The 19,703-nt window shown below is 39.5% G+C and carries 21 protein-coding genes; 10 read left to right on the top strand and 11 right to left on the bottom strand.

All coding sequences use genetic code 11. From position 1 onward, the window contains the following. The 3 genes from mre11 to nurA are packed head-to-tail and all read left to right on the top strand — an operon-like array spanning nt 1 to nt 4,760. Entirely contained in the window at nt 1–1,137 is a 1,137-nt protein-coding gene (mre11, locus tag IC007_RS12345; protein ID WP_084739873.1) for a DNA double-strand break repair protein Mre11, read from the top strand. Then, a complete protein-coding gene (locus IC007_RS12340; protein WP_149528841.1) occupies nt 1,127–3,766 on the top strand; it encodes an AAA family ATPase in 2,640 nt (879 codons plus the stop codon). Before mre11 ends, IC007_RS12340 begins: the two co-directional genes overlap by 11 nt. Next, nucleotides 3,759–4,760 (top strand): DNA double-strand break repair nuclease NurA, encoded by a 1,002-nt coding sequence (gene nurA / locus IC007_RS12335; protein ID WP_054846555.1) that lies wholly within the window; start codon nt 3,759–3,761, stop codon nt 4,758–4,760. The genes IC007_RS12340 and nurA overlap by 8 nt, the downstream gene beginning before the upstream one ends. Here nurA and IC007_RS12330 read toward each other — a convergent pair. Both IC007_RS12330 and IC007_RS12325 read right to left on the bottom strand, forming a co-directional pair. Then, nucleotides 4,732–5,529, bottom strand: coding sequence for a cation diffusion facilitator family transporter (locus IC007_RS12330; protein WP_054846556.1), 798 nt, complete (start codon nt 5,527–5,529; stop codon nt 4,732–4,734). The two genes, nurA and IC007_RS12330, sit on opposite strands and share 29 nt — an antisense overlap. 343 nt (nt 5,530–5,872) lie before the next feature. Beyond that, complete coding sequence (locus IC007_RS12325) at nt 5,873–6,337, bottom strand: hypothetical protein (RefSeq protein ID WP_054846557.1); 465 nt, start codon at nt 6,335–6,337, stop codon at nt 5,873–5,875. 214 nt (nt 6,338–6,551) lie between these two features. On the opposite strand from IC007_RS12325, the gene IC007_RS12320 reads away from it, so the two are divergent. Next, nucleotides 6,552–7,361, top strand: coding sequence for a CBS domain-containing protein (locus IC007_RS12320; RefSeq protein ID WP_054846558.1), 810 nt, complete (start codon nt 6,552–6,554; stop codon nt 7,359–7,361). Here IC007_RS12320 and IC007_RS12315 read toward each other — a convergent pair. Continuing rightward, nucleotides 7,358–7,657, bottom strand: a complete 300-nt coding sequence (locus tag IC007_RS12315; RefSeq protein ID WP_054846559.1) for an MTH1187 family thiamine-binding protein — start codon at nt 7,655–7,657, stop codon at nt 7,358–7,360. The genes IC007_RS12320 and IC007_RS12315 overlap by 4 nt on opposite strands. A 226-nt stretch (nt 7,658–7,883) precedes the next feature. Here IC007_RS12315 and IC007_RS12310 point away from each other — a divergent pair, with 226 nt between their 5' ends. Beyond that, nucleotides 7,884–8,291 carry a Fur family transcriptional regulator gene (locus IC007_RS12310; protein ID WP_054846560.1) on the top strand — a complete coding sequence of 136 codons (408 nt, stop codon included), beginning with the start codon at nt 7,884–7,886 and terminating at the stop codon, nt 8,289–8,291. Here IC007_RS12310 and IC007_RS12305 read toward each other — a convergent pair. Continuing rightward, nucleotides 8,269–9,219 carry a nucleoside hydrolase gene (locus tag IC007_RS12305; RefSeq protein WP_054846584.1) on the bottom strand — a complete coding sequence of 317 codons (951 nt, stop codon included), beginning with the start codon at nt 9,217–9,219 and terminating at the stop codon, nt 8,269–8,271. The two genes, IC007_RS12310 and IC007_RS12305, sit on opposite strands and share 23 nt — an antisense overlap. A 605-nt stretch (nt 9,220–9,824) precedes the next feature. On the opposite strand from IC007_RS12305, the gene IC007_RS12300 reads away from it, so the two are divergent. Then, nucleotides 9,825–11,573: an archaea-specific SMC-related protein gene (locus IC007_RS12300; protein ID WP_054846561.1), complete on the top strand. Its 1,749-nt coding sequence runs from the start codon at nt 9,825–9,827 to the stop codon at nt 11,571–11,573. Here the strand turns inward: IC007_RS12300 and IC007_RS12295 are convergent. Genes IC007_RS12295 through IC007_RS12285 form a run of 3 tightly spaced genes read right to left on the bottom strand, consistent with a single transcriptional unit; the run spans nt 11,536 to nt 13,439 of the window. After that, nucleotides 11,536–11,865, bottom strand: a complete 330-nt coding sequence (locus IC007_RS12295; RefSeq protein ID WP_054846562.1) for a hypothetical protein — start codon at nt 11,863–11,865, stop codon at nt 11,536–11,538. The two genes, IC007_RS12300 and IC007_RS12295, sit on opposite strands and share 38 nt — an antisense overlap. A gap of 44 nt (nt 11,866–11,909) precedes the next feature. Beyond that, nucleotides 11,910–12,407: a CBS domain-containing protein gene (locus tag IC007_RS12290; protein WP_054846563.1), complete on the bottom strand. Its 498-nt coding sequence runs from the start codon at nt 12,405–12,407 to the stop codon at nt 11,910–11,912. Between the two features lie 51 nt (nt 12,408–12,458). Beyond that, nucleotides 12,459–13,439 (bottom strand): metallophosphoesterase family protein, encoded by a 981-nt coding sequence (locus tag IC007_RS12285; protein WP_370685213.1) that lies wholly within the window; start codon nt 13,437–13,439, stop codon nt 12,459–12,461. Between the two features lie 67 nt (nt 13,440–13,506). On the opposite strand from IC007_RS12285, the gene IC007_RS12280 reads away from it, so the two are divergent. Further along, nucleotides 13,507–14,136, top strand: coding sequence for a 2,3-diphosphoglycerate-dependent phosphoglycerate mutase (locus tag IC007_RS12280; RefSeq protein WP_054846585.1), 630 nt, complete (start codon nt 13,507–13,509; stop codon nt 14,134–14,136). Here the strand turns inward: IC007_RS12280 and IC007_RS12275 are convergent. After that, on the bottom strand, nt 14,098–14,799 hold the full coding sequence (locus tag IC007_RS12275; protein ID WP_054846564.1) for a D-aminoacyl-tRNA deacylase: 702 nt from the start codon (nt 14,797–14,799) through the stop codon (nt 14,098–14,100). The two genes, IC007_RS12280 and IC007_RS12275, sit on opposite strands and share 39 nt — an antisense overlap. A 4-nt stretch (nt 14,800–14,803) precedes the next feature. Next, on the bottom strand, nt 14,804–15,706 hold the full coding sequence (locus tag IC007_RS12270; RefSeq protein ID WP_054846565.1) for an NAD(P)/FAD-dependent oxidoreductase: 903 nt from the start codon (nt 15,704–15,706) through the stop codon (nt 14,804–14,806). A 148-nt stretch (nt 15,707–15,854) separates the two neighbouring features. Between IC007_RS12270 and trxA the strand changes: the two genes are divergently transcribed. Then, nucleotides 15,855–16,256 carry a thioredoxin gene (gene trxA, locus IC007_RS12265; protein ID WP_054846566.1) on the top strand — a complete coding sequence of 134 codons (402 nt, stop codon included), beginning with the start codon at nt 15,855–15,857 and terminating at the stop codon, nt 16,254–16,256. Next, nucleotides 16,256–16,894 (top strand): hypothetical protein, encoded by a 639-nt coding sequence (locus IC007_RS12260; protein WP_054846567.1) that lies wholly within the window; start codon nt 16,256–16,258, stop codon nt 16,892–16,894. The genes trxA and IC007_RS12260 overlap by 1 nt, the downstream gene beginning before the upstream one ends. Before the next feature lie 232 nt (nt 16,895–17,126). Here IC007_RS12260 and IC007_RS12255 read toward each other — a convergent pair whose 3' ends face one another. Together IC007_RS12255 and yjjX are read right to left on the bottom strand one after the other, a co-directional pair. Further along, a complete protein-coding gene (locus IC007_RS12255) occupies nt 17,127–18,272 on the bottom strand; it encodes an NAD(P)/FAD-dependent oxidoreductase (protein WP_054846568.1) in 1,146 nt (381 codons plus the stop codon). 12 nt (nt 18,273–18,284) lie between these two features. Next, entirely contained in the window at nt 18,285–18,785 is a 501-nt protein-coding gene (yjjX, locus tag IC007_RS12250; RefSeq protein ID WP_054846569.1) for an inosine/xanthosine triphosphatase, read from the bottom strand. A 29-nt stretch (nt 18,786–18,814) separates the two neighbouring features. Between yjjX and IC007_RS12245 the strand changes: the two genes are divergently transcribed. Beyond that, nucleotides 18,815–19,681 carry a menaquinone biosynthesis family protein gene (locus IC007_RS12245; RefSeq protein ID WP_149528840.1) on the top strand — a complete coding sequence of 289 codons (867 nt, stop codon included), beginning with the start codon at nt 18,815–18,817 and terminating at the stop codon, nt 19,679–19,681. Nucleotides 19,682–19,703 lie beyond the last annotated feature (22 nt).

Raw genomic sequence — 19,703 nt, 5'->3', positions numbered from 1 at the left:
ATGCTCCTCCTTCACATATCCGATACGCATCTAGGTAAGAGGCAGTACGGCCTTGACGAAAGAGAAACAGACATTTACGATACGTTTTCCTCCTTAATTGACGAAGCAATTAAGGATCATGTGAAAGCGGTAATCCATACTGGAGATCTTTTCGACGTCCCCAATCCACCAAACAATGCTTTATATCATGCCATGAAAGAGATCATGAGACTTAGACAAGCAGGGATAGAGTTCCTGAGCATACCGGGAGACCACGACACTCCAAAGAGGGCCGGAGAGAAGTACCCTCAGAAGATCCTAGAGATAGCTGGCTTGAGACTTCTTAACGATGCGTCCATAGATCTGGAGGACGGAGGAACTAAAGTAAGGATATTTGGGGTGAAACATAAACCTAGCTTACTATCCGAACAATTAAAGGATCAGCTCAGAGAGACTAAACCTACCCCTGGCTTCAAGAATGTTATAATGATGCATCAAGGAATAAGGGAAGTCCTTCCTTTCGCTTACTCCTGGCAGATTTCTCAAGGAGACATACCTTTAGGTTTCGACTACTACGCTCTTGGTCACTTCCATACCAGAATGCTTCAGAAGTTCAGCAACGGACAGTTAGGTGTAGCTGGATCTCCAGACATTATAAGGGAAGAAGAAATCGAAGGCTACAAGAAAAACGGAAAGGGAGCTTTCCTGGTGGACCTCTCCTCAGGCGAAACCACGGTTCAAAGAATCAATATTGACATAAGGCCACAAGAGATTGTCAGCATAAATTCCGCTAGTTATAAACAGGAGATAGACAATCTCGTGCAAGAGATTCCTGTAAAGTATAAAAAGAAGCCTATAATTCACATTGAAATTAACGGGAACCCATCTAAATATGCCTTGGAATACATGACTAAACTACAGGAGGTAGTCCTTCATTATAGGATTACCAAGTACAACACAGAGCAAGATCAATCCAAAGGTCCTACAATGCCATCTAATAGCACGGTAGACGAGTTAATAAGGAAGTTCTTTGAAGGGAAAGGTTATTCTAAACAAGAAATAGATATAATTTTAGAGATGATCAAAAATACGGATAACGAGGCGAGCGTGAAGGAATCCCTCCAGAAAATCTCTATGGGTGATAGGAATGAAAATTGAAGAGCTTAAGATAAAAGATTTCTTAAGCCACGCTAACACCGAGGTCAAATTCGATAGTAACGTCGCAGTAAACGTCATAATAGGGCAGAACGGCGCTGGGAAGACTTCAATTATACAAGGAATCCTGTTCTCCTTGTTTAGAGAAGGGGATAGAGGAAACGCCTCAAACATGGTAAGGAGAGGGGCTCAGGAAGCCTCCATTGTTATGAGTTTCTCTCAAAATGGGAAGGAATATCAAGTCACGAGGTACCTCTCAAGGCAGGGAAAGGCTAGAGATGATGTCCTCTTCGTGGAGGGGAACCCATTAGCTAGGGGAGCCTCAGCGGTCAACAAGGAGATGGAGAGAATTCTAGGCATTACTTCAGATGTCGCTTACTCTACCTTCATAGTGAAGGAAGGGAAGATCCTTGACGTACTGGATGAGAAAGAGTTGGCCGATATTTTGTCGGAGATAATGAAGATAGACAAGCTTGATAAACTCATCGACTCTTCAGGTTACATTAGGTCCGTTCAAAAGGAATTGGAAAATAAGCTTCAGAATCTTAAAGAAATGGAGACTCAAATCCAAAAAGACGAGGAGTACTTGTTGGCGAGGGAATCAGAGCTTAAACAGAAAGAAGGGGAATTGCAAAAGGTTGACAATGAGCTACAGACAATATCTAATGAGGTCAATGACTTAAAGACAGAACTCGATGAGCAGACCAAGAGAAGAGAAGCCTATCTCAGAATACGCGAGAAGAAGACCGCAAAGGAGGAAGAAATTAGGAGGTTGGAACTAGAGCTTGAGAGGGACGGGAAAGAAATCGAGAGGATAGATTCCTTACGTTCCAAGTTAGAAGCCCTAAAAAAGTACAAAGAAATAGAGAGCGACATAAAAGCGTACCAAGCTAACAAGGATACTGTAGAAAAACAGTATAGACAGCTGAAAATAGTCACGAAGAACAGGGAGAACATGGAAGGTAAATTGAAAAAGAAGAGAGAGCTAGAGCCGTATTATAAGCGTTATCTAGAGATCAGTAGCAGATTGAAGGAAAATAAGAGAAAGTTAGACGAAATAACCCCGTTTAAAGTTAGGCTGGATCAGGACATCAATCAGCTGAAGAAATTAGAAGATGAACTTTCATCACAAGAGGTCAACATAGACGAGAAAATAGCGTCCTTGAAGGAAACCCTGTCTACAAAGCAAGAGGAACTAGGCGAGATAGAAAAGAAGATAGGGGAAATCGACGCTACAGTAAAGGACATTCAAGACACTCTCAGCAGATTGGAAGAGATTCATGAGGATAAATGTCCAATATGTGGTAACCCTCTTGACGAGGAACACAAGAAGAACATAGAAGAGGAGAAGAAAGCTAAGCTTTCTGAGCTACAGGGGTCCAAACTATCTCTTAATCAGGAAAGGAAGAAGCTCAACTTGGAGATCAGGAAACTTAACGACGAGATTTCCAACTTGAGCCAGATAGCAGGTAAAGTGAGGTCTTATCTGGATAGGAAGGCTAGACTGGAAAAAGAGATATCTGACTTGCAAGAGAAAGCAAGGGACTATGAAAGACTGAAAGACGAGGTCAAGGCAGATGAGGAGATTTTGAATAACGAAGATCTGGAGTCTTTGTATGAGTCATACCTCTCGGTCAAGGATGTGACTGAGGGAGAGTTAGAGGATCTGATAGCTCAAGAAAACGCTCTCAAGCGACACATAGCAGATCTAGAGGAGAAGCTTAACGACGTTGAATCCAAGATGATGGGACAATCAATAGATTATATAAAGGCTAAGATACAGGAACATGATCAAGTGGAAAGGGAACTTAGAGAGCTAGAGAAAACAGAGGCTAGATTTCTACACAATAAAGAAAGCGTTGAGGAGAAAAAGAAAGAGCTGGAGGCCATATCTCAGGAACTAGGTAACTTGTCGTATGACGAGGGAGAATACATGAGAGTCAAAGACTTAGTGGATAGAGGTGTGAAGAAACTTCAGGAAGTGATAAGCAGGAAATCTGAAATTGAGGGTAGGATAACCGAAATGAGGAAAGAGATAGAGAACAGGAGAAGGGAAATAGAAGAGGGGAAAGCCAAGTTGAAGGACATACCTAAATTGGAGAAAGCCCATCAAAAGTTGACCAAGCTCAGGGATGACCTTGGAGATAACGGTTTGAAAGGATTTCTCATTTCGAGCGTTACAACTCTTTTGATGAGTAACGTGAACGATATCTTAGGTAGGTTCGACCTATCATTTAGGAACGTTGAAATATCGAGGAAAACGACTGGTAAGACCAGACTAAGAACTGAATTTGAAACAATAGTCTATAACACTAAGGGGGATCAACTCTGCATAGAGAATTTAAGCGGTGGAGAAAAGATCTCTTTAGCGCTAGCTATTCGTTTAGCACTAACTAAAATAATTACGAACCCCGGGTTCATGATACTGGACGAACCTACTGTTCACTTGGACGAGGAGAGAAGGAAGAAGCTGATAGAGGTAATAAAGGCTGTGAATGAGGTAGTACCGCAGATTTTGGTGATAACTCATGACGAAGAAGTCTTAGACGCTGCAGACGTTGTCTTTAGAGTAAAGAAGGAGAACGGCATAAGCAAGGTGAACATAGAAAATACGGGGGACGGAAATGATTAAGGAGGTTTACAATAACTTAGTTGACAACTACCTGAAAATAAAAAAGGATCTCTTTGCTTTCTCTCAGGAGATAAGTAAGGAAACTCAGGATAAAGTCAACGATATATGGGTTCCTTACGTCCCTAAGCCAGAAGACCCCAAGGGCGTTCTGGCAATAGATGGTGGTATGTTCTCTAAAGAAGTGAGAACTGGAGTTGTCTTTGTCGTAAACGCAGAGGCAGTTTATCATGACGGTGAGAAGACAGAACCCAAAGATAAGATGGCAAGAGTAGGCGTGTTTAAGCCTGGAAATGACGCTAGGGACATGACTGGTTATGCGATGGAACTTATGGAATTGAAATTAGCTTTGCACAATCCCTCTCCTTTAATTTTGATGGATGGAAGCATAAAGAAAAAGATTGGGAAAAAGATAGACGAGAGGTATCTTTACCTCCTGGATCAATTGAAGGAGACCGATAAATCTAGGGAAATACTATCCTTAGAGATGAAAACGGAAACTGAAATTAAGAACTCTCTAATTCTTGAAAATAAGCTCCTAATATCTGCAATAAAGGAAAGGGGAAGAACCGTTTGGATATCTAAAAAGAGCAGGTCTACCGACGTGTTTAATTCTTTCTATTCCGACATGACACTGCTCGAACTATTTACTAGAGGGACTGGGTATACCAAACCAAAAATACATTTCATAGACGTAGGTTCGATTGAAGAGGTACCAGAGCTTAAGAAACTAGGAGGGGAGTACTCCACGTTCTACGTCAGGCTTTCTAACGGTTCTATGATTTTGAGAGTAGATGTATTCGGAAGGATAACTTGTGACGAGATTGAACACATAATGAACAAACTTCACTCTGATTCCATAAAGGGGTACCCTTATCCTCTGATTAAGGCACACTCAGATGTCAAAGTCTCAAAAGACGATAGGGCTAGAATTCTTTCCATGATAGGAAGGTATAACAACCTCGGAGTTAGTTGGTGGCCAAGTCAGTTCCGTTAGCTTCGAATTGAATTGTAACGTGATTTATTTCGTATTTTTCCTTAAGTAATTTCTCCAGTACTATCCTTCTTTTCTCTACTTCCTCTAGCCTTTCATTCGGACTTGCTACTACATGGAGCGTTGCAACTCTCACATGTTCACATATAGACCATACATGGACGTGGTGTACACTAGGTTCAACTTCTTTTAAATCCCCCTGGATTCTAGAGACATCCACGGGAGATTTCTCCATGAGGACGTAATAAGACTGCTTCAAGAGTGGGAAAGCAAGGTAAATATTGATCACAACGAGCAAAAGAGATGCTAATGGGTTAAGTATATAAATTCCAGTTATAGCTACCGCTGTTCCCGTAACCGCACCCGTTATGTAATCAATGGAATCTACTAAAGCATGCTCCTTAATTCCGTATTTGCCGTTAGCCACGGTCATAAAGGCTGCAGATACAATGGAAGCTAAAATTAGAGGTAATTCACTTGCCTCATATGTCTTAAGTATTAGTTCTTGGAATGCAAATATCACAGCTAAAAGCGAGGTTATGATCATAACGCTTACATTGATAATAACAGAGAGGATCTCTCTTCTATGAAGCCCGTAGGTAAATCCCTTATTCTTAGCATTTAAGTTCCTCACGATCCAGGCCGATATTACCACCGATAAAACATCTGCTAGAGAGTGAGAGAATTCGAGGAAAGTCAAAGGCGAGAACGTGAAGATCCAAGCTATAGTTGTAGCAACGAATGCTATCACGAAGCTGACAATCGGTTTCATTAATAGATATATGTTCGGATAACTTTTAACTATTTTTAAGTGTTACCCTAAGATAAATTTTTACAATTTTAATAATCTCTCTCCTTAAGATAAGAAGAAATAAAAAGTTCCTCCATATAAGCATGATGATCCTACAGTTTAACTTACAACCAACGTCTCTCATTTCTCTTTTCATTTATACAATGTTCATTTACTGACTAGCTTCTACATCTTGAATGAAAAGTAAGACAAACGTGATAGATTTTAGTATTTAATAAAGAAAGGTGTTTTTTGACCTCTAAAAAAGGCAACTAAAGCCCATGTCCGAAATCTCCCTTTACGACGCTTTCTTAAAGGATCGAAACTACATACCCTTTGTTATACTTAGAATCGTTTTTATTATATCTATTTTATCTTGAGCATCATTTAATATATCTAAAAGCTCATTATATCTTTTCCTTATAAAAACAGATGAAGAAAATGTTACATCATTGAGTCTTTCTTCCAGCTTTATGGTCTCCTTTTCTATCCTAGCTCTAAGTTCCATGTAGAAAAGGTAAAGGTCGTACATTGTCAGTGATACCCTGTCTCCATCATCTCTGAACGCATAAAAAGGACACAAATAACAGAACATTGCATGGGGAGATATTTTTGTGTCGTTTTTCCAAATCGCAAGAATTTTGCTATTAGGCTTAAATTTAATACATGAGTCGTTATCATAAAACACGCAGGATTTCATCTTAGACTCTCCTTCGGAAATTAGTTTATCGTAGTTCTTTATCTTAGATGATAAGGCTAAATCAATAGAAATCTTGGTAAACTCTTCCATACTGTAGTATATGTCTTTATAGCTTTTTAGTCTTTGATTAAAAAGGTGCTTTTATCCAATTTTTATATTGCATCTTTAAATTCTCTTAACAACTATTCCGTTACTTTCTGAAAAATTTCTCGTATATTGCGTTCATTTTTACCTTGGCCTAATATTGCTTTCCAGAAACCTACACACAATAACTTAAAAACATTGGGAAGTAAATATGTTTTACATGGGACTTATCAGGGAACCTATCACGGTTAGACCTCATGATTCTCTATTGCAAACACTTAAGATCATGGTGATGGATTACGTTCCTAAGGCAGTGGTCGCAGACGAGAGGGGAATTCCGCTCGGGACAGTTACTCAGAAAGACATCTTGAAGTTTATATATTATCATGGAGAAAAAAGATCTTTTTCTTCCATTAAAGTCTCTGAGTTCATGGAGAAAGACTTCATTGCAGTGAACGAGGGAGTGGATTATTTAGAGGCTGCACACATCTTCGAATCCAAAAAAGTTCCTATGCTGGTAATAACTTCTCAAGAAGGGAAAGTCATAGGGATGATAATTAAGAGTGATCTTTCCGGATTTTATGCAAGCAAAATAAAAGGTTTGCACAAAGTTAAAGATTTCATGATAAAGGATCCTATATGTTTGAACGTTAAGGACTCTGTTTATGATTCCTTTAGACTCATGGTGGAAAAAGGATTGGGTAGAATACCCTTAACTAATGATGATGGAAAGCTGGAGGGGATAGTTACGACTACGGATATGCTTTTCATTTCTCCGTTCTTGAAGGCGAAAAGTGATGTAAAGGTAGAGGATATTATGAATCCTGATCCTTTCGTTGTTTATGAGGAGGAGGACCTCTCTTCTGCAGCCAAGCTTATGGCAAACAGAAAAATCAAGAGTGTCCCTGTCATAAACGATTCTGGAAGACCGATCGGATTGATAACGACTTCAGATGTAGTCAGAGCCCTAACAAGCGATAGCGTTAGAGAGTACCTCTTCGAGATTAAGATGTATACTACGTCTTTTTAGAGCTTTATAACATCTAGTTTGTGGTCTATTGAGTTCTCTTTGTCTCTCCTATCGTCTACTTTTATGATAGTGACTACTCTTTTTACGCCCTCTTTTTCTAATCTATCATTGATTTCTTTTATTATAGATCCCAGTGAGCTTAGGTCGTCTAGTTCTATTGTAGTCATTGAAGGCGCAGGATAGAATTTAAGTCCCTTTTCTTTCAGTACTTCAAAGGCGATCCTGACGTATCTAGAAATGCTAGTTGATGAAGTTCCTATGGGTTCCACGGATATATCAACCAGAACTTTACCCATGAAGAGAGTATATTCACTATGATATATAAGCATACATAAAACAAAAGGTGTTCTCATAATATTGTCGTTAATAATCATATTAATAACATTAATACAGAAATATAACCATAAGAGAATTTTAATATATCATTAAATAATCTTTATCTGAAAATTAAATAATGGATTAATTCTATTCTACTTAAACGGCATTAATTTTAAATAATTATTACTTAATAACAGTACTGATATGAGTGAAGATATTGCTAATGAATTAAGAAGAAAGGGACTAAAGGTTACACCGCAAAGGCTGGCGATAATGAAGATCATTTTAAGAAACGGTCATTACAACGGAGAACAGATATATGAGGAGCTCAAGAAGACAGAGCCGAGCATAAGCCTTTCGACAGTCTATAATACTCTAGAGACGCTAAAGGACGCTGGGTTGGTGAACTCATTTGAAGCGAATGGGATGAAATGGTATGAGGCCAAGGTAGAGCCTCACGTTAATGTTTTCTGTATTGATATGAATGAAATAATAGACATGGAAGTAAATGTGGGGTCAATGGTTAGAGATATACAAGAGAGAGGAATAGATGTAAAGAGTCTAAACATAGTGGTCTATGCCGACTGTTCTAAGTTGAAAGTACAGAAATAAGCAATTCCATGAACTTCTCTCGGTTAGCCCTCGTTACTATTTCTGCGTTTGGTTCCTTTCCTGTCAAACCGTACCAGTCTATTAACATCCCCCCTCTGGAACTTCCGCATGTCTCGACACTAACGTAAAATTTCTTTCTTTCTGTAGCTATAGTTTGGTCGTGAGCAATAGCTACAGTGAGGGAATCAGGGTGGACGCTTCCTTTCAAGTTCTCTTTCAACTTGGAGAACTCCCTCATTACAGCGTTGGCTTCTATGAACAGCTTAGCCTTTTTTGTTTTAAGTGACTCTATCTTGTTCCATTCCTCATCATAGACCATTGCACTTTCTTCAGCTACCTCCCAGGGGACTATAGTTATGTCGAACCCTGCATTGAGAACTATTTGGGCGGCTTCCGGGTCTGTCCAAAAGTTGAATTCCGCCAGCTGGGTTGTGTTCCCTCTAGTGAACGCTCCTCCCATAATCCATACTTTCCTCACTAAACTAGGAAGACTAGGTTCCTTTAGGTAGGCTAAAGCTAGATTAGTTAAGGGAGATACTGCCAATATTTCCAGTTTTCCTTTGTATTGCTGAGCTAAAGAGATTATAGCGTCAGGCGCAAAAGCAGGTTCTGGTAAGGATTTAGGATTAATGTCTGTTAGCCTTCCCATGCCGTTTTTTCCATGAACTTCCTCTACAGTTCTCCACTGGTTCAATATTGGTCTTTCACTACCAACGAAAACTGGAGAGTCAAGGTCCAAGTATTCCTTGGTGAACAAAGCATTCTTTATTTCGTTCTTGAAATCTACATTTCCTGCGACTACTGTAATGGCTTTTAGATCGCCTAGACTAGATGCTAGTGTAATTGCGGTCGTATCGTCACTTGCTGTATCTGAATCTATTATGGTTATTTTGTCACTATTTACTGAGAGATGATTTCTTTTATCCATTTCTTTCATTTAACTCTTCTTGAGGTTAAAAGAATTCTCGCAAGTTTCCTGCACCACTTTTATCTTGTTTTTTGTATTTTTTGTATTTCTGTATTTAGTCAGTGAAGGATAATTCTCTTTATGATTGTGAAATCTAATTGTTAACTTTATTAGATATATTAAACTTATATGTAATGTATTTAATAGTATTAATATCTATAGAGTAAAGGTAAAAAAATCTAGACTATAACGGTCTATAATAAAAGAAATTAGATATTATAACAAAATAATATAATATCATAGAATGAGACTAATATAACATATTTAGGTCACTAGTCATAGTTATATAACTAATGGAGGCAGTTCATACTATATCTAAATTGAGAAAGTTACTGTATAAATTAAGGAAATTTTCTAAACCGCTAATTAATTCAGGTTTATAATTGTATTATATTAATAAATTTTTAGATTAAAATCTAGAATATATAAAATAAATAAGATGACGTTACAGTTTATTTATATTCTTAAATCTTTCTTATAATGATTCTACGTTCCTTCTATGTAGGTATATATCACCTCGTGTTAAATGAAAGATTTTATATGCTTCAACTTTTAAGGTTATCCAGATGAAGTTAAGAGTATCAAATATAGGGGGTATTACGGAACCTCTCGAGCTTGAAATAGCCCCAGGCGTAACATCTTATGAAGCACCTAACGCCTATGGGAAGACCTCTCTAAGTAAAGCATTGATATCTCTATTGACGAGTGCAGTCAAAGCTGAGGATCTGCTCAACGTGTTCAGTGACTCTGCTGAGATAGAACTCATGGACGGTTCAAAGACGTATTACAGAAGAATGAAAAGGATTAAGGGCAACATAATAGAGGAGAAACAGTTGATTATGGACGATGATAGGGCCCTTCTTCTCTCTTATTTCTCACCAGAGAATAAACTTCTGGTTCAGATTTTAGCTGGAGAGGACAACGTAGAGTGGTTCATTTCTACTACGTCAAAGATAAATGAAATAAAGGCAAAGAAAGAAGAATTAGAAAAGCTTCTTCAGGACGCTAAAAATTCTAGAGACGAGATGCAGAAGAATTACAATATAGCTATAGAGCTTCAGCAAAGGCTCGTATCAATTGATAGACAGATAGAGAAATTAGAGAAAGAGAAGGAAACCGGGTCAGCTATAATATCTAATACAGTCCAGACTATATCCATCACTAGGCAGAACAAGTTAGACGAAATAAATAGTAAGATAAACGTTAAAAGAGAGGAATTGGAAAAAACTAAACAAAAGTTAGAGAAAACCGAGGAGGAGATAAAAGAGAAGGAATCGAAAGTGAAGATAGATACGAAGCAAGAAATTGAGAAAGAGCTAAAGAGAATAGAAGAGGAACTGAGGAGTCTTACCTCGAAGAGGTCCGAGCTAGAAATAGAACTGAAGGTCTTAGAGAGAGTTTCAGAGGAGATAAAGGAAGCCGACCAACGTCATGCTTCTTCCTGCTATGTCTGTGGGAGCCATGTGGATCCTGAAACGTGGAAATCCAGGTCTCAAGTCATCTCTAAGGAGTTGTCCTCTAAAACCAATGCTCTTGAGTCATTACGTAATGAAATATTAAATTTAAACAATAAAAAACAGGATTTAGAGATGAAATTAAAAGATTTCGACAGAGTCCAGAACGACATCGAACAGCTTAAGAGCTCCTACGAAGCGTTGAAAACTAAAATGGAGACCCTTCAGTTTCAAATCCAAGACCTTGAGAGACAGAAAAGAGAGATGGAGGAGAAGTTCAACAGGACAGGGGAAGGTATAGCGGGGATGAGGCTTTCTCCAATCGATGAGAAGATCAACCAGTTGAAGAAGCAGAGAAGCGACATTATTTACGACTTGCAGAATTTGGGCATACCGACTCTTATAGCAGAGAAAATATCCCAGAAAGAAAGGGAAATTCAGCATTTAAGTGAAAAAGTAGAGGAATATAACATTGATTTTCTTAAGAGGCTCAGGTTAGCTAAAGAGGAATTCATGAAGATATCTAACTCAATACTTAAAGAGATGGAGTTTAACCTCACAGCAGAGGTCACGGACGACAACAAGCTAGTAGTGAGAAGAAACAACGCTAAACTTGACATAAAGAAGCTTTCCTCATCTGAAAGAACAACAATAGCATTAATCTTGATACTTAGCTCACTGAAGAGTTACTTCACAACGCCTTACTTCATCATAGACGAATCTGCAATGACTTTCGATCAAAAACGTTACGAGAAACTGCTGAACGTATTGAAAGGGATATCAGAATACGTTATAGTAACGAGAAGTAGCGAAAAAATTAATGTTAGGAAGGCGACCAAGGAACTTCGAGCCTCTTCATGAGAATTTTATTTAAATCAGTTTTTACTGCATCTTGAACTTGTTCTGGAACGCTATCTATCGAGGAAAACCATCCTACTGCTGCAGTCATGCCTAGTTCTTCAGCTCTCTGTTTCAGCCATAACGCAACAGCCAGCCCAGCCATGGTAGGCTTAAAAATAACCATGGAAGGACCTATTGAAGAACTCGATATTTTTATTGAGTGTTTTGAAATAGTTTTCCATCTGGTCTTAGTTATTATTCTGACTAGCTCCTTTGCACGTTCTCTTTCCCCTATGGCATAAAATATTATCATAAATAGAAGAAAGTAGCTACCTTAAAAAAAGTAATCCGACTGTATTAGCCTGAACCAGTACCACAATTACAATAACCGTATTCGTCTATTTCAGCTCCACAGACAGGACAAGTCACTCCGCTCGTCTTTACTTCATCTGCCCTCTTTCCGTACTGAAGGAAGTGGGTATCTAAAATGGAGTTCACTAGATCCCTGATAGAAGTTATTCCCTTTATTTTACCTGTATCCTTATCCATTACTGGTAGATGTCTTATTCCGTTCTCTACCATTATTAATAAAGCGTCCTCTATGGGCGCATCTTCTACGATTCCTTTCAACTGTTTTGTAGAGTAAGATTCTACTGGCTTATCTACGTCTCTGTTCCCTACAGCTCTCGTGATGTCCCTTTCAGTCAGTATACCAATAACTTCGTGGTTCTCCCCTTCTACTATCAAAGAGCTTATGTTGTTTTCCCTCATTTTCTTAGCAGCCTCCCTTATAGTGGAATTTCTGCTGATGAAGATAGGATTCTTATTTGCTACCTTTATTGTCTCTATTATCATAAGGATAGAATAAGCTTATGCCAAATTAAAGTTTTATTTTATTAAAAAGCTTTAACCAGAAATAAACTGGTATGCCTGAACTTCATCAGGCTTTATAATAACAAGGTAACTATGCAATATTCCAGAGTTATACTCGCTTCCCGGGTTGAGAACCAGAGACCCACCAATCCTATCGAAACCTCTCGATTCGTGAACGTGGCCGTGTAGCCCTATCAGAGGAGAAGTCTCCTCTATTATCTTCCTTATAGAGGTAGAGCCTACGTGGGTTAGCTGTATTTCTCCTCCTTTAACTATGGGTCTCAGGTTATCATCAAGGAGAGGGGCATTGTCCAAGTTTGTCATGTAAGGGGGTGCATGTATGTTATATATTGCAGAATGGGGATTTGTGAGTTTATCCGTGATCTGTTTTAATTCCTTGTAGATCTCCTCCTCCGTCTTCTCCCTGAAAGTATGCCAAGGTGTGGGGTTCACGTATCCATAGGAGAAGAATTCGTGTCCGTGAAGGTCAAAGATCTCCTTCTCGCCTACCTTGAATCTCTCTCCTTCCTTCAGCACATCGAACATGTATTCTGGATCGTCGTTGCCTAAATTAACGAAAATCGGAACGTCTAGCCCCTTGTATTTCTCCTCTGCTATTCCTATCCATTCTCTGAGAGTCCTAGTTATGGCTAACTTGAAATATTCGTCCTGTTTCTTCGGATTTGCCTTAGCGTCTTCCAGTTCCTCCTTGCTCATGACAACGTAATATATTCCCAGGTTCTCCATGTCCTTCTTCATTTTGTTCACTCCCTGCTCGTCGTAGGTAACTCCGTCTATTTCGTATTTGTTGTTTCCTAGATCCACTATAGGTTTGAGGCTTTTTCCTGCGAGGTCTCCGCCTATGACTAGCACGTCAACAGAGTACATTTTACCTGCGTTAAGAAATTTCCTGTACACAACATAGGAAGCATGAAGATCAGAGGAAAACAGCAACTTTATCGGTTTACCACTATCTTTATCCCCTGTCTTTTCTTTCTTCCTGAAGAAGATCACATGATATTTCGCCTTTCATGATATTTAAAGTTATAAATATATGTACTGCTAAAAGTTAGTGTGGAACATGGGATTAATTATTGTGATGATACGGCACGGGCAGAGCGTATCTAATGTTAATAGGATACTTAGTCACGACTTGAACGTCTATCCCCTGACCGATGAAGGAAGGGAACAGGCTAAAAGGGCTGGGAGAGAGGTCGCAAGACTCTCTCCGAAGAAGATATTCACAAGCCCGATATTGAGAGCTTACCAGACTGCAACGATAGTAGGTGAAGTCACGGGATTAATACCTATTGTAGACGACAGGTTAAAGGAAAGATATTTAGGAGAGTTGAATAATAAGCAATTTGAGCCAAGTGAGCATTGGAAACTTAAATTAATTAGAAAAGAAATAGAAATAAAAGGGATCGAAAACTGGGATCTTCTGAGGAAAAGGATGATGGAGTTCGTTAGTGATCTTAGGAAAACTGAAGAAGGAGTGATAATAGCTGTAAGCCACTCTGACCCCATAAGGGCTGTGATCTCCGACTTACTTGACATGGACGACGTTTCTGCTTGGGGAATAAAGATCCCTAACGCTAGCCTCACTACGATCAGTTGCGAGGATGAATGTAAGATTTTGACTATAGGAACTCCATTCTTGACTCAACAAGCCCTAGATAAGCTCAAAGATAAGGTTCAAATCGCTCAATGATTCCTGGATTTTAGACCTTAATTTTTGGCTTAAGTCGTTAAAGATCACCTTAGTAGTCTTATCTCTAGACCTGAGGACTGACTGTCTTATTACGTCGTCCTTTATGGATTTCACATAATGCTTGGAGATCACGTGGCCTAGACAAGAATCTTTTGTAATAGAAGAAAATTGGTATGCGTAGTGTGGTCCTCCAAGGCCAACAACTACTTCCTCGCACGTTTTCATGTTTTCTATCCCCCTGAGGACTGCTTCTACCAGACTCTTCACAAGGGTCTCGTTTTTCCACATCTCTTCTGAACTTCCTACCTCAACGAATACCACGGGAATATCGATCGTAGGTCCGTGATGAGTGGCCTCGAATACCTTATCAATTTCGTAATCAATCTTGACAATCTCCTTGTATATTGATGTCCCTAAACTTGGGTATGAAAAACCGAGAGTTTCAGGTCGTCCTCCCATCGTCTTTTCGGACGGGTTTCCTGGGTAATGAACTGTCAAGGAAGGTTTACCAGATGAGCTTTCATGCCTGCATAAAACTATCAGAGGTTCATTCCCATCGTATTTAAACTCCGTTACGTCTCCCTCAAGTTCCAGGAAAGAGTAGCCTAATTTCTTGACAGTCTTTCCCACTTGGTCTTGTAGTGAAATCCCGATTTCTACCATTAGATCACCTTATGTTTAGTAGCTTCACTCCCTCTCTAGCCAGCACGGGCGCTAGGGCAAAGCCGAATTTAAACCCGGTGATTGCCACACCGTTCTCGAACACTTTTCTAACCAATGGTCTTCCGTCACTTGAGACTGTCCTGAAACCAGTGGAGACTGTCAAGTTTTGTACATCAATTCTAAGTATACTTGAAAAAATTGATATTGTCTCATTTACAGATTCATAGTTAACTGATGTATCATCAGTCTTCGTGGAATCACCATTCAGGTACAATTCTCTCCCTTCTACTGCTATTCTACCTTTGTAGATCACAATTCCGTTAAGCCCTATTCGTCTTGTCTTGATCAGATGGCCTTTAAAAAGCGAGACATCCAGGTCTAGAAGTGCCTTAGTGAGGTAACCCGTTGCGAAGATGTATTTTTCAGCCTTTATCTCACCTTTATTTGTCTCTAGTGACTTGATGAAATTTCCTTCAGAGTTTACCTTTGTAACTACTGTCCCCTTGTCTATGTTCAAGCTGTCTTCCATTCTTGTGAAGAACTCATTTCCTTCTATGAACATACCATTTTCAAATAACTCAGCGTGTTCAGCATTGATCTGAGGTTCGAAAGTTCTGATTTCGTTCTTTTCTATCTGCCTTCCTTTTCCCGTAAACCCATCTAGCTTCAGAATATGTGTATCTTTACAAAAAATACCTAAATCTGAACAAATATCTTGGTAATCCTTTTCTGCTCTTATGCATTCCTCCTCCATGTCTCCGCATAGGGGAGGCATTATAGACCAAAGGCTAGAAAGGGAGTTGCTCCCTACGGTCTTTTCCTTTTCTAGCACTACTGTGTTATCTCCTCCCATGAATGCTGCCCATAACCCAGTTACGCCTCCTCCTATTACTGCGAGTTTGTACATAATATTATTCTGCTACCTCTATCAAATATTAAGCAATGCTCCCGTCTATGTTTCCTTATATTTTGAAATTTGTTTATATTTCACGTTTTAAGGTATAATTATCTCAATTCATTAAAACTTTATAATGCTATGGTGATTAAGGTATGATATGACGCAGGAAGAAAAGGATCCAGAACTGGAGAAATTACTCAACGAAAAGATAAAAGATATTTCAAGCAAGGCTAAAGGTGAGGTTGAACATCTGGATACAAATAGCTTTGATGCGTTCATTAAAGGACATAAGGTAGCTGTCGTTGATTTCTGGGCTGAATGGTGTGCTCCTTGTTTAATGTTGGCTCCAATTGTGGAGGAATTAGCATCAGACTATCCTCAAGTGGGCTTCGGAAAGCTTAACTCGGACGAGAGCCCTGACATTGCTGGAAGGTATGGTGTATTCAGCTTGCCGACTATTCTATTCTTCAAGGATGGAGAGCCGGTAGACGAAGTAGTAGGAGCAGTTCCTCGTGAGGAGATCGAGAGGAAGTTGAAGCTAATCTTAGGTGGAATGTAATGAAACCAATTCTTCTGGGAGTAGACAGTCTCAGTTATAGCAGTTTCCTGAAGTGTAATCCTAGAGTTCTAGGTACCCTATTCGGCAGCACTTACAGAGGAGTAGTTGTAAACAAAGATCTTAAGAAACCCTTCGCAGCGTGGGCCAAGGTTTTGGGCTTCAAGGAAATACCTCAAACCTTCATGGCAGGCGTCAAGCCAGAAACTGTTCCGCTTATAGAGCAGACTGGTGCTGTTCCAGTCAATATCCCTATAACCAATCCAAGCTTAGGCGAGGTAAGTTTCTCGTTCTCAGAAGATGTAAATATAGAGGAAGAGACCAAGGCAGTTGCTGACGCTATACTTGAGAAAGCCAAAAGCAAGCCTGTAATAGCTAGTATTATTTCCTTCGAAAAGTTACTAACTAAAGAGGATAAATGTTCACTCTATTCTAAAGTAGACTCTTTCATAGGGAAGGTTCTAAGCAAGGCTGACGACTTTATTTTGTTCTCACCTTACGGAGAACCTAAAGGTAATACTCTAGAGGACTACGGAATATTCCTGGCTTCCGTTCCAAGACCGTCAGAGCACGAAACGGTGAAGCTTGAGGAGATAGGCTATCTTTTTAACAAGCTAGCAAAAGGAGAGGCATTTTATTAGTCATAACTGACTTGTTTTCATAGTTCTAATATTTTAGTGATTGTATTTGATATAAGAGGTTTGTTGTTATCTCTACATGAGTTATCCTAAATGTAGAGATTTTTATTGAATAAGGTGGGACTAACTTAAAGCTTTAGATTTTCTTATCTTCGGTGTTAGTAATGTCCATGATTTGTATACATCATGTGTAGAGTGATGTAAGACTTACATCATGTTATTTCTGGATTATATGTTAAAAGAAAGGTGCAGCGTGATAAGGTACGTTAAATCCTGTGGCAACTAACATTCTGCTATACATAATTTTTAGCTTACTGAAAACAGGGTTAACTAAGAGGCTCACATGAGGCTTATCTTTGACGTCAAACCTGAGCATTCCGGCTACTTCTCCTCCATGGAACATGCATATTATTCCTTGTTTGTAGAGAGGCTTTTCTACTCCCTTGATTTCTTTAGCCAGTGTAGAGGAAACGTTCTCCCCAGCAATCATGGCTCCTCTAGCTGTTCTAGCTGGTATCATACCTTCGGCTAGATCTCCTATGGCAAAAACATCGTGGAACCTCTTAGTCCTAAATGAGGGAAACTCTACCTCTACATAACCTCTTTCGTTTACTATCGAAGTTTCCCTCAGTAGTGATGGTACAGAAAGTTTGGGTAGGATGGAGACGAAATTGGAGCCTATCTCTTTTCCGTTCCTTGTAACCACCTTATCTTTTCTAACCTCAACGATTGAGTCACCCTTCACCAACTCTATCCCGTTTTCCTCGAAGAGTCTATTGGCTCTCTCTGATATTTCCTTAACGGGTAACATACCGAAGACACCATTGGGGCTCTGTGTAACTAAGGTAACCTTTCCTTTAATGCCCCTCCTGTTGATTTCGTTCCTGACGATCAGGGCTAGTTGATAAGAAGGACCTTCTATCGGGCTCCCCGTATAGTTTCCTATCACTGCGTTTATTTCATCCATAGAAGCGAGTTTCTCTTTTATTTTTAAGAAGTCTGATAATGGATGGTGCATGAAAGCGTGTTCATGCCCGCTTATCTTATTGAAATTCTCTTCATATCCTCCTCCTAAAGCTAAAACGAGATAATCGTAATCGAATGTCCCCTTACTCGTCTTCACTTCCTTTGACTGCAGATTAACGTCTTTCACTTCTGCCTCGACGAAGAGGTTTCCTTTTCGTCTCATTACTTCAAGTCCGTCGAATACGGTATCCTCTACCTTAACGTCATTAGTAAGAATAGCTGGAAATATAGTGTTCTCATAGATTGACCTACTCTTAGAAACGACTGTTATCTCGATATCCTCTCCTAGGTATTCTTTCAATCTGTGAGCTACGGTGAGCCCTCCATATCCGGCTCCCAGAATCAGAACTTTCATTTTAATTCACCTTTAGATGAAAGGATATATTGCAAGAAGTACGGGTTGAATGTACAGTGTAGTTCTGCTTATTAAACCTTTGCTTAGATGTCCTACTGCACCGAGTTTTTCCTTACTGTTCTTAACTTTGAATACGACGTCAGTAGCCTCACCTAATTCTTTGCCTTCTCTAATAAGCTGTGCTATGTTTTCTGGTAAAGTGAAAGACGCAGAGGTGGAGAAGTTCTCTTTACCTCCTTTGTCCACGACATGAACAACGGCAAAGGCAACCATTCTCCCGTTTCTTTCACATACTCCCCCTTCTATACCTATTCCCATGTCCGAATGACCAATTTTCATTGACCTTAACGCCCTATTTCTGGCCCCCGTAAATGTATCATCGCAGAAAGGTTGTGCAGGGACTCCGCTTTCTACCTCTATAGAGAAAACTTCAGCGTCAAGTTTAGCTATCCTGAAGGCTTCCTTTACAGCATCGACTTTTACGCTGTTTTTACTACCTACTGTAACCAACATTTTTTATCTATGAGTTAAGATTTGACCACATGGTAACAATAAAAGTTGGTGCTCTAGCAGACTCGGGAGATTTGTATCCTTTCATACCATTAATGGAGGGAAAAGTTAAACCAGATGGTTTTAACTTAGAGTTCGAAGTCATTCCCACAGTCCAAGACATAAACGAACTAGTCTTAAAAAGAGAAGTCGATGTTTCAGTACCTTCAGCTGCAATGTATCCTTACATACAGGACTACTTTTATATAATGGGAAACGCTGTGGCCTCAGCGATAGACGGAATTACAGGAATGCCAGTCCTATCAACTTCAGATATTAAACAAGACGAGCTACCTAAGGCTAGACTGATAGTCCACGGGCCAAACACTACAGCGTTCACTCTCTACAAGATGCTTGTCGGGAGATACGGGAAACTAGTGATAGTTCGTCGTGTTCTGGACGAAATGAAGGCACTAGGGAAGGACGGAGATGTTTTGGTTGCTGTTCATGAAATAAAAATGATGTATGCGATGAAGAAGTTAGGGATTAACGCCAAGCCGATAACGAGCATGTGGGACATGTGGAAGAACATCTCTAACGGGTCTCCTATGCCGATGGGTATGGTAGTTATAAACAAGGATTTAGGAAAGGAATTAGCATTGAAGTTCAAAGAGACTTATGAGAAAAGCAAGAAATATGCCGAATCTCATTTGGAGGAGATAATACCTAAGGACGTCAGGATAATGAGAGAGGCCCAAGGAGCTGACCTGGAAGAGGAGATAGTTAAGAAGACCATCTGGGCTGACATTCAAGAGTATAACGTGCCCATAGATCAGGTTAAGAGAGGCCTAGAAACCTTCTACAAGCTAGCTGAGGAGAAGTCGATTTTACCTAAAGTAAAAGAAATTGATATAATCTAAATTTTTAATAAATGCTTTAATA

It is taken from the genome of Sulfuracidifex tepidarius (genome assembly GCF_008326425.1).
Classification (GTDB): domain Archaea; phylum Thermoproteota; class Thermoprotei_A; order Sulfolobales; family Sulfolobaceae; genus Sulfuracidifex; species Sulfuracidifex tepidarius.
This window is presented reverse-complemented; position numbering and strand designations above follow the sequence as displayed.

Bases quoted from the DNA above. Each gene is read 5' to 3' on its own strand.
- mre11 (WP_084739873.1), top strand. From the start codon at position 1: ATGCTCCTCCTTCACATATCCGATACGCATCTAGGTAAGAGGCAGTAC.
- IC007_RS12340 (WP_149528841.1), top strand. From the start codon at position 1,127: ATGAAAATTGAAGAGCTTAAGATAAAAGATTTCTTAAGCCACGCTAAC.
- nurA (WP_054846555.1), top strand. From the start codon at position 3,759: ATGATTAAGGAGGTTTACAATAACTTAGTTGACAACTACCTGAAAATA.
- IC007_RS12330 (WP_054846556.1), bottom strand. From the start codon at position 5,529: ATGAAACCGATTGTCAGCTTCGTGATAGCATTCGTTGCTACAACTATA.
- IC007_RS12325 (WP_054846557.1), bottom strand. From the start codon at position 6,337: ATGGAAGAGTTTACCAAGATTTCTATTGATTTAGCCTTATCATCTAAG.
- IC007_RS12320 (WP_054846558.1), top strand. From the start codon at position 6,552: ATGGGACTTATCAGGGAACCTATCACGGTTAGACCTCATGATTCTCTA.
- IC007_RS12315 (WP_054846559.1), bottom strand. From the start codon at position 7,657: ATGGGTAAAGTTCTGGTTGATATATCCGTGGAACCCATAGGAACTTCA.
- IC007_RS12310 (WP_054846560.1), top strand. From the start codon at position 7,884: ATGAGTGAAGATATTGCTAATGAATTAAGAAGAAAGGGACTAAAGGTT.
- IC007_RS12305 (WP_054846584.1), bottom strand. From the start codon at position 9,219: ATGGATAAAAGAAATCATCTCTCAGTAAATAGTGACAAAATAACCATA.
- IC007_RS12300 (WP_054846561.1), top strand. From the start codon at position 9,825: ATGAAGTTAAGAGTATCAAATATAGGGGGTATTACGGAACCTCTCGAG.
- IC007_RS12295 (WP_054846562.1), bottom strand. From the start codon at position 11,865: ATGATAATATTTTATGCCATAGGGGAAAGAGAACGTGCAAAGGAGCTA.
- IC007_RS12290 (WP_054846563.1), bottom strand. From the start codon at position 12,407: ATGATAATAGAGACAATAAAGGTAGCAAATAAGAATCCTATCTTCATC.
- IC007_RS12280 (WP_054846585.1), top strand. From the start codon at position 13,507: ATGGGATTAATTATTGTGATGATACGGCACGGGCAGAGCGTATCTAAT.
- IC007_RS12275 (WP_054846564.1), bottom strand. From the start codon at position 14,799: ATGGTAGAAATCGGGATTTCACTACAAGACCAAGTGGGAAAGACTGTC.
- IC007_RS12270 (WP_054846565.1), bottom strand. From the start codon at position 15,706: ATGTACAAACTCGCAGTAATAGGAGGAGGCGTAACTGGGTTATGGGCA.
- trxA (WP_054846566.1), top strand. From the start codon at position 15,855: ATGACGCAGGAAGAAAAGGATCCAGAACTGGAGAAATTACTCAACGAA.
- IC007_RS12260 (WP_054846567.1), top strand. From the start codon at position 16,256: ATGAAACCAATTCTTCTGGGAGTAGACAGTCTCAGTTATAGCAGTTTC.
- IC007_RS12255 (WP_054846568.1), bottom strand. From the start codon at position 18,272: ATGAAAGTTCTGATTCTGGGAGCCGGATATGGAGGGCTCACCGTAGCT.
- yjjX (WP_054846569.1), bottom strand. From the start codon at position 18,785: ATGTTGGTTACAGTAGGTAGTAAAAACAGCGTAAAAGTCGATGCTGTA.
- IC007_RS12245 (WP_149528840.1), top strand. From the start codon at position 18,815: ATGGTAACAATAAAAGTTGGTGCTCTAGCAGACTCGGGAGATTTGTAT.